10 protein-coding genes and 1 pseudogene are annotated in these 14,539 nt (G+C 36.6%); 2 read left to right on the forward strand and 9 right to left on the reverse strand.

Annotated features, from left to right (window positions below; translation table 11 throughout):
* Positions 1-153 precede the first annotated feature (153 nt).
* On the forward strand, positions 154-864 hold the full coding sequence (locus tag HMO_RS16155; RefSeq protein ID WP_010301729.1) for an IS6 family transposase: 711 nt from the start codon (positions 154-156) through the stop codon (positions 862-864).
* 23 nt (positions 865-887) lie between these two features.
* Here HMO_RS16155 and HMO_RS14495 read toward each other — a convergent pair.
* The 9 genes and pseudogenes from HMO_RS14495 to HMO_RS17055 form a co-directional block, all read right to left on the reverse strand.
* Positions 888-1,289 (reverse strand): annotated as a pseudogene (locus HMO_RS14495) (recombinase family protein); the annotation flags it as partial.
* 7 nt (positions 1,290-1,296) lie between these two features.
* Complete coding sequence (locus HMO_RS15695; RefSeq protein ID WP_010301735.1) at positions 1,297-2,391, reverse strand: tetratricopeptide repeat protein; 1,095 nt, start codon at positions 2,389-2,391, stop codon at positions 1,297-1,299.
* A gap of 362 nt (positions 2,392-2,753) precedes the next feature.
* Positions 2,754-3,977, reverse strand: a complete 1,224-nt coding sequence (locus HMO_RS0108985; RefSeq protein WP_245528670.1) for a tetratricopeptide repeat protein — start codon at positions 3,975-3,977, stop codon at positions 2,754-2,756.
* 544 nt (positions 3,978-4,521) lie between these two features.
* Complete coding sequence (locus HMO_RS0108990; RefSeq protein ID WP_010301742.1) at positions 4,522-5,934, reverse strand: P-loop NTPase family protein; 1,413 nt, start codon at positions 5,932-5,934, stop codon at positions 4,522-4,524.
* Between the two features lie 61 nt (positions 5,935-5,995).
* Complete coding sequence (locus HMO_RS0108995) at positions 5,996-7,714, reverse strand: ATP-binding cassette domain-containing protein (RefSeq protein WP_010301745.1); 1,719 nt, start codon at positions 7,712-7,714, stop codon at positions 5,996-5,998.
* Entirely contained in the window at positions 7,711-9,507 is a 1,797-nt protein-coding gene (locus HMO_RS0109000; RefSeq protein ID WP_010301747.1) for an asparagine synthase-related protein, read from the reverse strand. The genes HMO_RS0108995 and HMO_RS0109000 overlap by 4 nt, the downstream gene beginning before the upstream one ends.
* The gene (locus tag HMO_RS0109005; protein ID WP_010301750.1) at positions 9,507-10,253 is read right to left on the reverse strand and encodes a lasso peptide biosynthesis B2 protein; all 747 of its coding nucleotides are present in this window, start codon (positions 10,251-10,253) and stop codon (positions 9,507-9,509) included. Before HMO_RS0109005 ends, HMO_RS0109000 begins: the two co-directional genes overlap by 1 nt.
* Before the next feature lie 93 nt (positions 10,254-10,346).
* Positions 10,347-10,490 (reverse strand): hypothetical protein, encoded by a 144-nt coding sequence (locus tag HMO_RS17050; protein ID WP_010301753.1) that lies wholly within the window; start codon positions 10,488-10,490, stop codon positions 10,347-10,349.
* 66 nt (positions 10,491-10,556) lie between these two features.
* The gene (locus HMO_RS17055) at positions 10,557-10,700 is read right to left on the reverse strand and encodes a hypothetical protein (RefSeq protein ID WP_010301756.1); all 144 of its coding nucleotides are present in this window, start codon (positions 10,698-10,700) and stop codon (positions 10,557-10,559) included.
* A 318-nt stretch (positions 10,701-11,018) separates the two neighbouring features.
* Here HMO_RS17055 and HMO_RS0109020 point away from each other — a divergent pair, with 318 nt between their 5' ends.
* Positions 11,019-14,480 (forward strand): tetratricopeptide repeat protein, encoded by a 3,462-nt coding sequence (locus HMO_RS0109020; RefSeq protein WP_010301759.1) that lies wholly within the window; start codon positions 11,019-11,021, stop codon positions 14,478-14,480.
* Positions 14,481-14,539 lie beyond the last annotated feature (59 nt).

Consider the following 14,539-nt stretch of genomic DNA (forward strand, 5'->3'; position numbering starts at 1 on the left):
GGGCATGTGAATGGGTGTGTTATGCCCATACTCATTATGCCCCCCATGTTGCGTAACAAAGGAAACTTATACAAATAAAGGGCATCGTCAAGTTAACTAATCCATAGAATAAGAGTAAGATAGGTTCAAAGTCCTTTATATTAGAGTTAATGCATGCTTTTAAGCCAATCATCCAAGCGTCATCGATTCCCTGTTTCACTCATAAGTCAAGCTGTATGGCTCTATCACCATTTTAATCTTAGCTATAGAGATATTCAAGAACAAATGGCTTTCCGCGGGGTGACTGTGAGTCATGAGGCGATACGTTACTGGTGCCTCAAGTTTGCTCATCATTTCATCGATGTCATTAAGAAAAGAGAAAGAAGACTTAGTGATAAATGGCATTTAGATGAAATGAGCCTTAAGGTTAATGGTGAACCTTTTATTTTATGGCGTGCTGTTGATGAAAATGGAATAGAACTCGATGTTTTTCTTCAAAAGCGCCGCAACAAAGCCTCGGCTATTAGATTTTTCAGTCGATTACTTCGATCTTATCCTGCTCCTAGAGTCATTGTAACAGATAAGCTAAAAAGCTATGTCAAACCGATAAGATCCATGTGTCACCAAACAGAACACCGCACTCATAAACGTCTAAACAACCGGGTAGAAAACGCCCATCAACCGACACGACGTAAAGAGAAATGTTTGATAAGATTTAAGTCAGCCCTAGGCGTCCAAAGGTTATTATCCTTGATGGGAAAGGTCAGGAATATCTTTGCTGTAGAGGTTAGTCGGTACAAAAGGAAAGCCGCAGACCAGAGGCTTGCCTTTACTGCCGCCAAAGCCCTATGGCTAGAGGCGGCATCCAACCTGATTTCTGCCTAAATTGCACTACTCTTACTCTCATCTTACCCTTTAGAAGTTAACTTGACGATGCCAAAAAATTCTCCGCAAGATGTTAAATACTGATAGAGAGTGACTCGACTTATCCCGAGAGATTTAGCAATATGTGATTTCTTCTGTCCGCTAGCAATTCTTAGCAGCATGTCTTTTAATTGTTCCTCGGATAATGCCCGCTTTCTTCCCTTATAGACGCCTTTCTTTTTAGCAATCGCAATACCTTCCATTTGACGTTCGCGGATTAGAGCTCGTTCGAACTCTGCAAAGGCTCCCATAACTGAAAGGAGGAGGTGCACCATGGGGGAATTTTCGCCAGTAAAGGTTAAGCTTTCTTTAATAAATTGAACTTTGACTTCCTTTGCTGTCAATTCTTGAACAAGGCGCCTCAGATCGTCAAGGTTACGGGCGAGGGTTCCGTTACAAATCTGGAAATAGGGCGAATTGAGATTGCAGAGCGGCCTTTCTTGGGATACCTAAAGGGCCGCCTTTAACGGCTAGGGTTTTTAAGGTCCAGAGCTTCACTTTTTTACTTTTTATTCGAAGCATTGCAACTGGACTTCCTAATTTTGCTGCCAACTCTAAATATTCCTCGTATTTATTCTTATCTTTGGGTCCGCCTCTTCCGTCTTGATACATAAGGGCTAAGGTTAGGGCTGATTCGCCATGTCCACGAGCTGCTGCTTTTAAATAATATTCCCTCGCTTTCGAAAAATCCTGGTGAAAATCCTCAGAAATTCTGCCCAAGAGAAAAAGAGCCACTGGCCAATGAATATCAGCAGCTTTCTCAAGATAACTCATAGCGGTAGCTTCACTTTTTTTCACTCCCACACCATATAAGTGCATCAGGCCTAGAGTGACCATGGCCCTAGGCTCTCCACCCTGGGCAGCTTCTTCAAAATACCGCCTTGCTTTATCTGCGTCTTCAGAGACACCTAAACCCTGACTATATATTTCCCCTATATTATGCTTTGCTAGGCTATCTCCCAGCTGCGCAGCTTTTTCGTAATGCTTTAATGCTTGGGCGTAATCCTTTTCAATACCAAGGCCAAACCTATAAAAGGAGCCCAGGTTATTAAGGGCCTCTTTATGACCTAACTTAGCAGCTTGCTCGTACCATTCCTTTGCTTTGAAGTAATCTCTTTCAACTCCCAGACCCTGCTGATAAAAGCTTCCTAATGTAAACATAGCTTTAGGCTCTCCTAATGCAGCCGCTTTTTGTGCATATTCGTAGGCTTTTTGGTGATCAACAGGAAAGTCGACTTCTTCCATTGTATACATATTTGCCAAGCGATCCATTAACTCTGTATTTCCCAATTCTGAAGCCTTTTCAAAGCATTCTTTCGCTTTTAAGAAATTTTTAGCTCGTAAGAAAGTTAAACCTTGCTCATGAAATGCTTTTGAAATCCTTTCTTGATCTGTTGAGACTTTAGAAGGCCTTGTCAAAGCCAAGGCCTCACAACTATTATGGGAGTGAAGTAACATAATAAGACAGACGGTTAGAATGAGGCGCATAATAAAAGAATCCTTAATGCGTTATAAATTAATAAAGCAAAGCGTTTTCCAAAAGTAGGTCCGTGCCAAACTAAAGATAAAATGATATTTAAACGCCAAGCAATCTCGATTGTAGTTAATTTTGCTAGGTCTAACAAGGCCATTGCTCAGTTTGAGCGGCGCCGCCGCATACCGCCGCAGGGAGCCTGCATAATATTTAGCTATGTTGGTAGTAAATGCGGTTCCGTTGCCAATTTTAGAGGAGTTGATAGTGGACCAAAACCTCTCACTGAAGTAAAAGACATTATTAGGCAAATGGAGCACCCCTATATATTTCATTCAAATATTACCTTTCTGGCATTCGCTTTTAATGCAAAGGCCCTTCATAGCGTGGTTTTGCTTTGCCAATCCTTAATCTTATTTTGAATCCTTATAATATGAGGAGAATTCTCTGGAAAACGATCTTTTGCGATATCAAGAGATTTTTCTAGACATTTAATAGCTTGACTTTTAAGGTTTGTAAACTCCTGGATACCTTTTTTACTTTCCAAGAGAGTGAGTTTTTTGAGGTACAAATCTGCTAAATTTTCTAAAACTTTATAATAGGTGGGATGTCTATCTTTTTGGTAAATCTTTAATGCCTTAAAAAAATTATTTTCAGCTGCTTCTAAATTACCTTTCAACATATAGACTTGCCCTAAACTGATCAACAACTGCGCTGTTTCTATATGATCTTTTCCATACTCTGACTGGTAAGATTTGAGGCTTTTTTCATAAAGGATTTCTGCTTCTTCGTATTGGCGTAATCCCTTATAAGCATCTCCTAGATGCAATAAAATCCAGGCGACCTCCACATGATCTTCGGGATAATATTTCTTATAAATTATCAAGCTCTTTTTAAGTAGATCTCTAGCTTTCTGATAATCCCCTAAATTTGTGTATACCATTGCTAAGTATGTTAAGCCCCAACCAATATCAATATGATCCTCAGGAAAGCACTTTTTATAAATAGCAAGGCTTTGTTCAATTAAATATTTAGCTTTTTCATAGTTTCCGAACTCTCTATTCATGTTTCCCATATGCCCTAAAACGCGAGCAATACGAAGATGATCTTTAGACGCATATTTCTTGTAAAGCGAGTAACTTTGTTCATGTATACCTATAGATTTTTTATAATTACCAAGATCTCGGTATACAGTTCCTAGATATAAAAGAGCCTGAGCCTTACCGATGTAATTAGCAGAGCTATTTGTCTCGAAAATTGCAAGGCTTTGTTCAAGGACCTTCATCGCTTTCTCATACTCTCCTAGGTTTCTGTAAACGTCTCCTAAGTTTAGTAATGCCCAAGCAATTCCATCATAGTCATTGGGGAGATGGTTTTCGTAAATGTTAAGGCCTCTTATAATAAACTCTTTAGCTTTTCTACGATCACCTGTCGTCTTAATGACAATACCTAAATAGACTAGAGTTTTAGCTTTTAAAGCATAGTTTTGATGGGTTAATTTATCTAAAGCTCGAAGAGCTTCTTCTAAGGTTTGGTGTGCTTCTTCATAATAACTAAGACAGTAATAAATATATCCTAAGCTACAAACTATCGATGCTCTCATACTATCTGTTAATAAGGTGTTATGTGTTAAGAACATCTTACAATGGGTGATTAAAGGCTTTATTTTTTCTAGATCATCTTTATCTAGTTGAATACCTCGCTCCGTTTAGGCTTTAATTAGAATCTCAAGCTTAGGGAAATCAGATATCCTTCTGGGTACATTTAGAATATTAAGAAGACTATTGCATATAATAAGCCTGGTGAAATAGGGCTTTACGATTAGAAATGATTTGTGGAAGCGTCGCTTTAGCGGCTTTTGGTATTTGCGTTACTCAGTTAACTACCGTAATCTTAGAGAAATGATGGAGGAACATTGTGTAAAAGTTGCCCATGCTACCTGTCGCTACTTAACTATAAACACCATTTCTCTTAGATTACTTTTTAAACTTGTAGAATTAGTATTAACCATTACTAATTTTAAAGCCGAGTGTTCTATAAAGCAGTTACTGAAAAAAGCAACTAGAAACCCTTTCCTGGAAAATTTTATGCTATCTAAATACCGGGACTTGAAAGATCCCAGAAAGGATTTAAATACTTTTTTCGCCTTACTTGCCTTTTTCCAGAAAAACGAACTTGTCAACATCTCGAAAAGTTTTAAATGTTTTCATTTCTTGGGGATCAATACTCCTGCCATCTAATCCCTCAAGACATTTATTAACATATTTTTGAAGTGCTTCTTCTTTAGGATCAGGAAATTGTACAACCTCAAACCGACTTCGTAAAATTTCATCCTGAATTTCCTGATTAGCAACAAGTATGACAAGAAGGGGGGGCAAAGATAGCTTGATCTCTTGGCCATTACTTATGCCATGTGTTAAATAAGTCACTGGTAAACTCGTAAACTTTCCATTGAAAACGCGTTTTGCTGGTGCATTAAATTCTGGATTGTTAAGCCAATTTGCTTCATCTATAAAGACTATTGAGCCTTTTGCACCCATAGAACATTTGTTCCTAAGAACTCTAAGCAAAACTCCGGGATACAATTCATTGCCTTCCAGCTCGGCTGGAAACGTTATCCTTTCTTGCTCATAAGAAACCAAATCTGGAGCTGCGTTATTGATCCACTCCCACAGCTGCTTTACAAAATGCGTTTTTCCAATGCCTCCTTTTCCTTGTAAATAAAGAAAGTGAGGGCGTCTTGGCGTTCCCATGAGATCTTGAAGAAAAGCTTTAATATTTATTTTGAGTATGTTATGGCCGTTATCTGCAAATTCTTGGTAGTTTTCAAAGAATTCATTTATATTATTCAAGATTGCTGATATAAATTTTTTTTCTTTCAAATCAACTAAGGATGGTTGTTTGTAAGGTGTTAGATCTAAGGTAAATTCAAGAAAATCTAAAGCTCTCCTTTGCTCTCTGGGATTTTGCCGTGCCATTGTTAAATTTTCAGTAATAATTGGCCATAACTGTCTAGGAATATAGCATTGATTTTTAACGTATTTCTTCTCATACTCATCCACAGGATGAGATGGTTCATTTAACCAATGATGGAGAGCGGTGATACTATCCTTTAGCTGGAATACACCAGTATAAAGTGCAGAAGACACGCCCATACTTCCACCATAAGACTCTAGCCCTAGATACCACGCACTTATAGCACTAGCTCCTCCAATCAACATGATCATAGTTGCCGCTTCATAAGCTGGGCTCAAAATAGTTTTACTGCGAATAGATGCTAAATGAGCAAGGCATTCCTTTTCGTATCTATCTATTTCCTTCGCTATATCCTGTAATCGTAAGACAGATTTTTTAGTGTTGTCAGGTCCAAAAACATTGTTATCACATCCAAGATGTTGCAACAGAGGTCGGTATTTTTCATGAACATGTGTAAGATTGCTCACTTTTATATAGTTTAAATTCTGAAGTGGGTTTGTAATGCGAGGATCTTGTGATGCATCTGCAAATGTTAACAAATGTAAGTTTAAAAAACATGACATTAATATATATTTTTTTAGCATTTTGTTTACTTTCAAATTTATAGTTTATATGGAATATGTTTTATTTTCTGATTTATTTTTATTAACTTTTATTCGCACATGGCAGTTCCTCCCAATTAAAAGTACTTTTGTCTTGAGAATATTTATTTTCATCTAGCCTTATAATTTTATCCGCTTTCTTGAGCATGAAGGGACGATGGGTAATTATGAGCTTAGTCATATGGGGTAAAAATGTTTCTATATTCGCTTGAATTTGAAGTTCGGTATCTCTGTCTAAGCCAGAGGTACTTTCATCAAAAATACATACTTTAGGGTTTTTAAGGAAAAGTCTCGCAATTGCCAGCCTCTGTTTTTCTCCGCCTGACAATTTTAATCCTCTATTTCCTATGGCTGTGTGAATACCTTGAGGAAGGCATTTTATGAACTCAAGAAGACAGGCTTTTTCTAAAGCAAGCTCAATATCCTCACGAGAAGCCTCAGGTTGAATGAATTGCAGATTATTATATATGCTATCATTTAAGAAATAAGTTTCTTGAGGAACCCATCCTATGGTCTCGTAAAGAGACCGAAATGAAATATCTTTAATATTTATATGGTTGATAAAGATATCACCAGAAGTTGGGTTATATAATCTTAAAAGTAATTTTGCGAGGGTTGATTTTCCAATTCCTGTAGGCCCAGCAATGAGTACAGTTTTACCAGCCTCGATGGTAAAAGAGATATTTTCGAGGATATTTCTATCCATGTAATTGAAGGTAACATTCTTGAATTCAACGCAAAAGGCAGAACCTTCTAAATGGAGGGGATGTAAAGATTCTATAACTTCATTTTTTTCAAAGAAAATTTCAATAACACCTTTGAGATCTAAAATAGATTTTTTAATATCATGTGTAATTTGTCCTAGGATATTTATAGGCACCATCAATTGTATTATATATCCATTAAAAAGGATGAAATCGCCAATTGTAAGCTCACCACTTACAACCTTCATTCCTACGAAGAATGTGACTAATAAAAGTCCTATACCTAAAATCAAGGATTGTCCTAAGCGAGCGAAACTAAACCTTGTCATAAACTTGACTTCGGCGGCCTCTCGCTTTTTAAGTTCTTGTTTACAGATCTCTGTTGCAAACTCATGCTTGCCAAATATCTTAATAGCTTCATGATTGGATAACCAATCTGTCACAATTCCATCTGTATTTTGGTCAACATCATTCGCAGTCTGACGATCAGCTATAACACATCTCATTGAAACCATCGTATAAGCAAAGAATGTAAATAATATGCTTGCAAGCAGAAGAGAATAAATAAATGGATAGCAGATTATAATCAAGGCCAATACAAATAGAAATTCCAAAACCGTAGGCAACACATGAAAAAAGATTCCTAAAATAATGGGAGGAACATTTTGCTGAGCTCTGCGAATAATATTTGCCAAAGCGCCTGGCTTTTGCCTTAAGAAATAGTTTTGAGATAGAGTATAAAGATGAGAAAGAACCTTATTGCCTAAAGCAAAAGTAATACGTTGCTCAATATGAGAAGTAAAAAGCGAGCGGAGATGAAGTGATGCTTGGCTGATTATCCAAACAAGGCCATAACCAACTAAAGCCCATGAGATATATTCTTTTTCAGAATTTGAGAAACTATCTATAATATATTTCAGAAGAAGCGGGACGGACAATGTGGAGATAATGCCGACAAATAAGAAAAGAGTCCCTGAATAAAAGTAAATTGTAATTTGCTTATCACTGAATGTATCTAAGAGAATATCTTTTATACAATTCCAATATCTTATGGTCACTGGTTTCCTCCATTCCAATATTTGAGGAAAAGCTCAGAAGAAGCTAAGTATATAAATGGCCACATATTCTTTATATCTCCGCTTCCGATAAGCAGAATGGTTTTATAGAGACTTTGTTTATGGATAAGACCTTGCTTGGCAAATTCTCCTTCTAAACATAGTTCCAATATATTTTTTAAATTATTTCTAATCCCTAGTTGAAATATTCCTGTAGTTTGGCTTTTATCTCGCCGCCATATAGTTTCTGTATTAAAACGCTCGCCAATAGCCCTGCGAAGAGGATATCGATCGTGTCCTTTCTCAAAGAGAGCATAGGTGGGATAAGAGAGGGCATGCTCAACTAAAGGCTGGTATAAAAATGGATAATAGGTTGGGTCTGCGTGCTTATTGAGTTCTATCTGAATAGATGCAATACCATCATAAAGGAAATTAATTTGGTCATATTTTCCAGGAAGAACCCTCTTTGGCAAAACCTCATATATAGGATGTGCAAAATGATTAGTGGGTCTTTCAAGAACATCGTGGGTTATCCAATTGGGGAGATTCTTGAGTGTGTGTTGATAAGATCTTTTTTCTTCCCTTGTTCCAAAGAGGTAAGAAGTGCCTGCCTTCATACTTTCTTTAAAAATCATAAATAAAGGATCCCTATAAAAATTCGCAACATCCTCAAGCTTAGTCTTAAATCCCTTTAGTCCTTTCTCAAAAAAATAATCGGCAACAGTTCTCTTTGTTGGAGGACACATAAAAATATGATCACTTCCATGCCCACTTATGAATGCAAATGACCCCTGATATGAAAGCTGCTCAAAAGTCCTCTCTGACCAGCGCAGGCTCACCATTCCTGGCAACGGTTTATTAGGCTTAATAGGTAGTTTATTCCGAGGAGGGTCAAATGGAAGCGACTCAGATGCGTCAACCTCTATAAGATCCACCCCAACGTTATGAGCGACTTTACGAGCATAAAAAAGCTCGTTCGAGGATTTGATTTGGGAGTGGAAATAGTTCAGAGCTGTTAAATTTTGATCTTCTCTAACTAAATCTTTTAGGCAGTACAAAATTGAAGACGAATCAAGTCCTCCTGAAAGGCTCACACATACGTTTTTATATGGTTCAATCCAAGGTTTTAATGTATCTTGCAAAATGTTTACTACATCTGGTGATTGTTTCTTTTCTTCTTGGTATGAATTTAATGGATTCCAAAAAGGAATTATCTTTCTTTCATTTTTAGAGATGGTTAAGCAACATGCCGGTGGAAGTTCAAATATATTCTTGAATGGTGTTTGAATAGAGCTGCTATTTCCATGTATGAGGTAGGCGCAAAGATATTCCCAATTATACTCGGGCGTTTGGGCGAGAACTTTATAAATGATTTCTATACTAGAAGAAAACAGCAAGCTCCCATCGGGGAATGGATAATAAAAAAATGGAAGCTGGCCCGTAGAATCTACAACAATTTCTATTTGTGATGTCTTTTTATTATTATGAAGATAAACGTATTTTCCCCATGCATCTTTCAATAGATTGTCTTTATTAAAATTGAGCAACCCTTGAAATTTTTCTTTGCTGAAAGAGCGGTGAGTAGATTTATCAAATATGCGCCCGATTAAAAGGGAAGATTCATTCTCCCATACTTCATCTAAATCCTGCTCTTCAGAAAGCTTTCCATAGCACAGAGTGATTGGTCCTTTTTTTGTGAAGACAGGAGGGGCCGAGGTAAATAAGGCAAGAGTATTTATGGGATCATATATATGTCTTGACTCTTGGTTTAATTGAATAAATCCCAGATATATCATTATGCAAGCCTCCTAAAAGGTTCATTTAAAATGATCCCTAACCCTTCTCGTAACATTTGATCGTCTTCCACGACTTTTCCTTCACATTCAACCCAGGCATGGGCCATAAAAGGGTAGTTTTGAACTCCAATTTCCAGATTACATTTCCAACCCCGCTTTAAAGCCAATAAGATAAAGGTTATGGCCCATTCTAAGCATTTTGTTCGTGTCGGATATAAAAGGCAGGCTCGGTTGACAACACAGGCGAGCTTACGAAGATTCTCTTCAGAGGGAGTAATGTAATTCCTTTTAAGATCTTTAGATGCCTTAATTAATTGAATAGTCCGATAGAAACCCTTTATCTGTATGTAAAAATTAACCTTAATAAGAGTAAAGAGCGCTCCCAGCACGGCTAAATTAATTTTTGCATTTTTGGCATCTAAAGGCAGTCGCCAATCAACATCCGATACCCCTTCAGAAGTAGGTTTTCGGTCAATAGAATATGGATAAGGTGAATCCTTACTTTCTAGGATATTATCAGCTAAGAGTTTTTGAGTATAACCTAACTCTTGGTTGGACAGTAATCTGGCATTAAGAGATGTGGTGCTCTTCCCTTTGTTTTCGTTATCAACATTCTCAAGTAAGTTACAAATTAGGTTAGAAATACTTTTAAAATAAATTGTATATTTATCTGCTTTCGTATCTAACAGAATTAACTCGTCTCTAAACTGCGTAATATAAATGTGATCTTTTAAATGGTAATACATTTTATGATCCTGTTTTTGTAAACAGGCTCTAATCTTATCCTAAAACTAGCGCCTGCTATTTTATGATTTTTAAGTATTTAAGCTTTTTAATTGCTAATACCTAAAACCAACACAAAAACCTTCTTTTCCTGTGCCAACCAGCCCTCTTGTTAGAGAAGATGCGCTCTCTTCTAAGACAACCCCCAAATTGGTATCTAGGATTGCTGATATTTCTGTGGTAATTTCGATATTTTCCATTTCTTTCTCCCTTTAACCATAAATGTTTATAAGTTATAGGTATTCAAAGACCTTAATATTCTAATGTCACGGGCGAGAGTATCCTCCCCATTGTTCTAACCATCCCCCACAACAGCCTTGAGTTAGGGAAGATGCACTCTCTTCTAAGACAACCACCAAATTGGTATCTAGGACTGTTGATGTTTTTGTGGTGATTTCGATATTTTCCATTTCTTTCTCCATTAGTTATGGGAATCTACATGTGTTCCCTTTGGGTAATTATCTAATAAGAATTGTGTCCTTATTAATCGCGTTCCAGCTTTCACTTTGGATTACTGGAGGCAATAAGCTCAAAATATTCAGAGTTTTTTTGATTTTTTATCCACAAAAGTTACCCAAGAATAAGGACTAGGCAATTTTTGCCTAGCCGCTTTACTTGTCAAAAAAAACCTCCTAAAATGCCTCGGGAGACGCTAGTTAATGACTCTAATACGAGCTACTTCGTAAAAAACATAACTATAAAAAAATAAGTTAAGATCGATAAAATATATGTCACTGAATGAATATATTTCTCCGGAGAACGTTTACTTAGATTCTTTGGCGAAAATCAACGAAATTAAGTTTACCCCAAGAGAAATAGATATAATCGCTTGCCTTCTGAACGCGCGCAGAACAAGCAAAATAGCCAGTTTATTATCCGTCTCACCTAAGACGGTCATAAACCATATTCGTAATATTATGCTTAAACTGGAGTGTAATTCACAGGAAGGGATTATTGATTTCATAGAGAGATCTCGTAAGATTCCGCTTTTAAGAAAGCATTACGCTCATTTACTCCTCAATTCAGCTTTCAAGAAGAGCTTAAAAGAAATTTCAAAGCTTAATTGTAAGCTAAAAGTAGCTTATAAGATTATTTATTGGTCTGATCACAAAGCTTATACACAATTTGTTTTACGTTTAGAAAAAGATTTAAAATCAGCAGCTTTTAATGTCTCTGTTGAGGCTCGAGACAAATTTACTTCCCTTCAAGACCTAATAAGCGACTCTCAGGAGCAAGCGCATTATATACACATCGTTGAAAATACAGAGCCTGTCGACACTGAAACATCCCCTCTGCTAAAAGGGCAAGAACAGCCACAGCCTTTACCTCTACAAAATATGAGCTGCTCTCACTTTGTATTTCTGAGGGAAAAGGAGAACAAGGGAATTTCTCAAGAGATTCGTAACTCCTCTTATATTTATATTACTGAGCAAGATGGTTATTTTGCTGCATGCTTCAGTATCATGGAGAAACTTCTGCCCCAGAGTGAGCTTGAGAAAATTAAAGCCGCTTTTAAGGAACAATATGAGACCGTTAAAGTTTACGATTCACCGGATAGCTCTCAATTACCTCAAGAGAACGAAGACATAGGCAAAGATAAGAATAGCTTCAGATATAAGCTATCAGAAGCTATTAGTACTCCAAAATGGCTATGGCTTTCGGCCTTCCTTATCCTGTGTATATTGAGCTTAGGACGCTTGGTATCTTATATATCCGACGATAATTCCATTCGCTCTGATTTACCTATTCCCATAGATAATATACTTCTACAGCGTTCCCAACTAAAAACTAAGATAGAAGAGTTATTTAAAGATCAGCAAGACATTAAGACAGTTGCCCTCATAGGAATAGGAGGAGCTGGGAAAACCACACTTGCCCGTCAATTCGCGCTCTCCCAGAAATTGCCTGTTATTTGGGAAATTAATGCTGAAACACAAGAAAGTCTTAGGTCCTCATTTGAGCAGCTTGCTTACGCTCTTTCACAAACTGATGAAGAAAAAAAAGTGCTAAGAGAAGTGCAATCTATTAAAAACTCTGAAGAACGAGAAAAAAAAATTATTCAGTTAGTCAAAGTCTATCTGAGGCTACGACCGGATTGGTTGTTAATCTATGATAATGTAAAACAGTTCAATGATATTCATAGGCATTTTCCCTCTGACCCAAATATTTGGGGAAAAGGAAAAATAATTCTAACCACACAAGATAGCCATATCCAAAACAATAATCATATCCATTTAACTATCCAAGTAGGAGAGTTGAGTCATGAGGAGAAACTAAAGCTCTTCTGTAAAATCATGTACAATGCCCCTCCATCCTCATTATCGAAAGCAGAGAAATTCAAACATAATGAACAGGCAAAAGAATTTTTAGATAATCTCTCCCCATTTCCTCTTGATGTTTCAACTGCTGCTTATTACTTAAAAGCAACCAATATTTCTTATGAAGAATATTTAAGTCGTTTAAATGAAAGCAATAGTGAATTTATAGAAATCCAAGAAAATGTTCTTAAAGAATCCACAGGATACCCAAAAACGCGGTACAGAATTGTTTCTTTGTCTTTAAATGATTTTGTTCATAAACAGAATGATTTTGTTGATCTTTTGTTATTGATAAGCCTTTTAGATTCCCAAAATATCCCCAGAGATCTATTAGATCTTTATAAAGGGGGACTGGTTGTTGATAATTTTATTTATAATCTGAAGAAATATTCATTGATTTCGGCTCCATTAGGGAAATCGACCACACCTCTGTCTCATCTTTCTATTCATCTTAGTATTCAAGGCATTAGCCTTGCTTATCTGAGAGGATTTCTAAAGCTCAATAAAGATAGTGTGTTATTAAAACAAAGTGTCTCTGTTTTAGAAGACTATGTAGATCGCGTCATAGAGCAGGAAGACTTTAGCCAAATGCAAACTATGGCAGGCCATCTTGAGAAATTACTAAATTATCGCGATTTGTTGACAGATTTTTCTCAAGGACTATTGAGAAGCAGACTGGGCTGTATATATTATTTTCTCAATAATGATAAATCTCGCCCAGTGCTCAAAGACAGCCTCAAAAACTTCAGAGTCGCAGGTTTAAAGGTCTTATCTTCTGAAGAAGAGGTTAAGGTTGCTCGTTCCTTCCTTCATATAGGCGTTGTCTACACTGAATTGAGGCTTTATAAGGAAGCCCAAGAATTGCTAGAAAAAGCCGCCAAAATTTATAGAGATGGCAAATTAAAAAATGAGGTCGAGTTATCTTGGGTTTTATCTCATTTGGGAAATCTCTATAGGCGACAAGGTAATTATGAGAAGGCGAGAGAGTACCTTGAAGAAAGCGTTCGCCTTAATAAACAGTATAGCTCTGATGGCAAGCGTATGGTTCGCAGCTTATCTTGTTTAGGAAGTGTCTATAAAGGCCTCGGTTCCTATCAAAAATCTATAGAGATTTTAGAAGAGAGCTTAAGACTCTGTAGGAAATATTATCCTGAAGATCACTTTAGAATTGGTAGGGTCTTAAAATCATTAGGAAATTTATATAGAAGGCTCGGAGATTACAAGCAAGCTAAGAAATACCTTGAGAATAGTCTACTGATTTATAAGAAATATTTTCCTGAAAATCATATAAATATAGGCTTAACCTTAGCTTATCTAGGAAATTGCTTGCGAGAGCTAGGGGAGTTTGAAAAATCACGCGACTATCTTGAGCAAAGTTTAAAGATTCACCGAGAACACTTTCATGAGAACCATCCCATAATAGGGTGGATATTATTCCACTTAGCTAGGACTTACAAAGCTCTTGGCAAGCATCAAGAATCTCATAAATTATTTGATAAAGTTCTTGAAATCTATGATAAGGGTTCCTGGGAAGAAAATATTGAAACAGCTTGTTTAATGAGAGATACGGCCGAAATCTATCTTGAAAAGAATCGGCTAGATGATGCAGAAGATTTTATCAAGAGGTCTTTAAACATTCTTGCACATCGTAACCATATTGAGACTTATAAATCTCTTGAAGTATTAGGGGAAATATATTTCAAAAGATCGTTATATGCCAAAAGCTATAAGGAGAGACAAGATCTACAAAATCAAGCTCTCAATCAATTTACCGCAGCAATAAAAATGATAGAACAGCATTTTCCCAAAACTTCTTCTCACATTCAAAGGCTTCACTCTAAAATTAAAAGATTACAGGAAGAAAGAACATGAGTATTCTATATGATAATACCAAACTCTGTAAGTCTTAAATATTTGATAAAAAGGATAAT

Origin of the sequence: Candidatus Odyssella thessalonicensis L13, assembly GCF_000190415.1 — a bacterium.
Lineage (GTDB): Bacteria > Pseudomonadota > Alphaproteobacteria > Paracaedibacterales > Paracaedibacteraceae > Paracaedibacter > Paracaedibacter thessalonicensis.

Coding starts and splice junctions, on each gene's coding strand:
- HMO_RS16155 (WP_010301729.1), top strand. CDS start 154: ATGCTTTTAAGCCAATCATCCAAGCGTCATCGATTCCCTGTTTCACTC.
- HMO_RS15695 (WP_010301735.1), bottom strand. CDS start 2,391: ATGCGCCTCATTCTAACCGTCTGTCTTATTATGTTACTTCACTCCCAT.
- HMO_RS0108985 (WP_245528670.1), bottom strand. CDS start 3,977: ATGAGAGCATCGATAGTTTGTAGCTTAGGATATATTTATTACTGTCTT.
- HMO_RS0108990 (WP_010301742.1), bottom strand. CDS start 5,934: ATGCTAAAAAAATATATATTAATGTCATGTTTTTTAAACTTACATTTG.
- HMO_RS0109000 (WP_010301747.1), bottom strand. CDS start 9,507: ATGATATATCTGGGATTTATTCAATTAAACCAAGAGTCAAGACATATA.
- HMO_RS0109005 (WP_010301750.1), bottom strand. CDS start 10,253: ATGTATTACCATTTAAAAGATCACATTTATATTACGCAGTTTAGAGAC.
- HMO_RS17050 (WP_010301753.1), bottom strand. CDS start 10,490: ATGGAAAATATCGAAATTACCACAGAAATATCAGCAATCCTAGATACC.
- HMO_RS17055 (WP_010301756.1), bottom strand. CDS start 10,700: ATGGAAAATATCGAAATCACCACAAAAACATCAACAGTCCTAGATACC.
- HMO_RS0109020 (WP_010301759.1), top strand. CDS start 11,019: ATGTCACTGAATGAATATATTTCTCCGGAGAACGTTTACTTAGATTCT.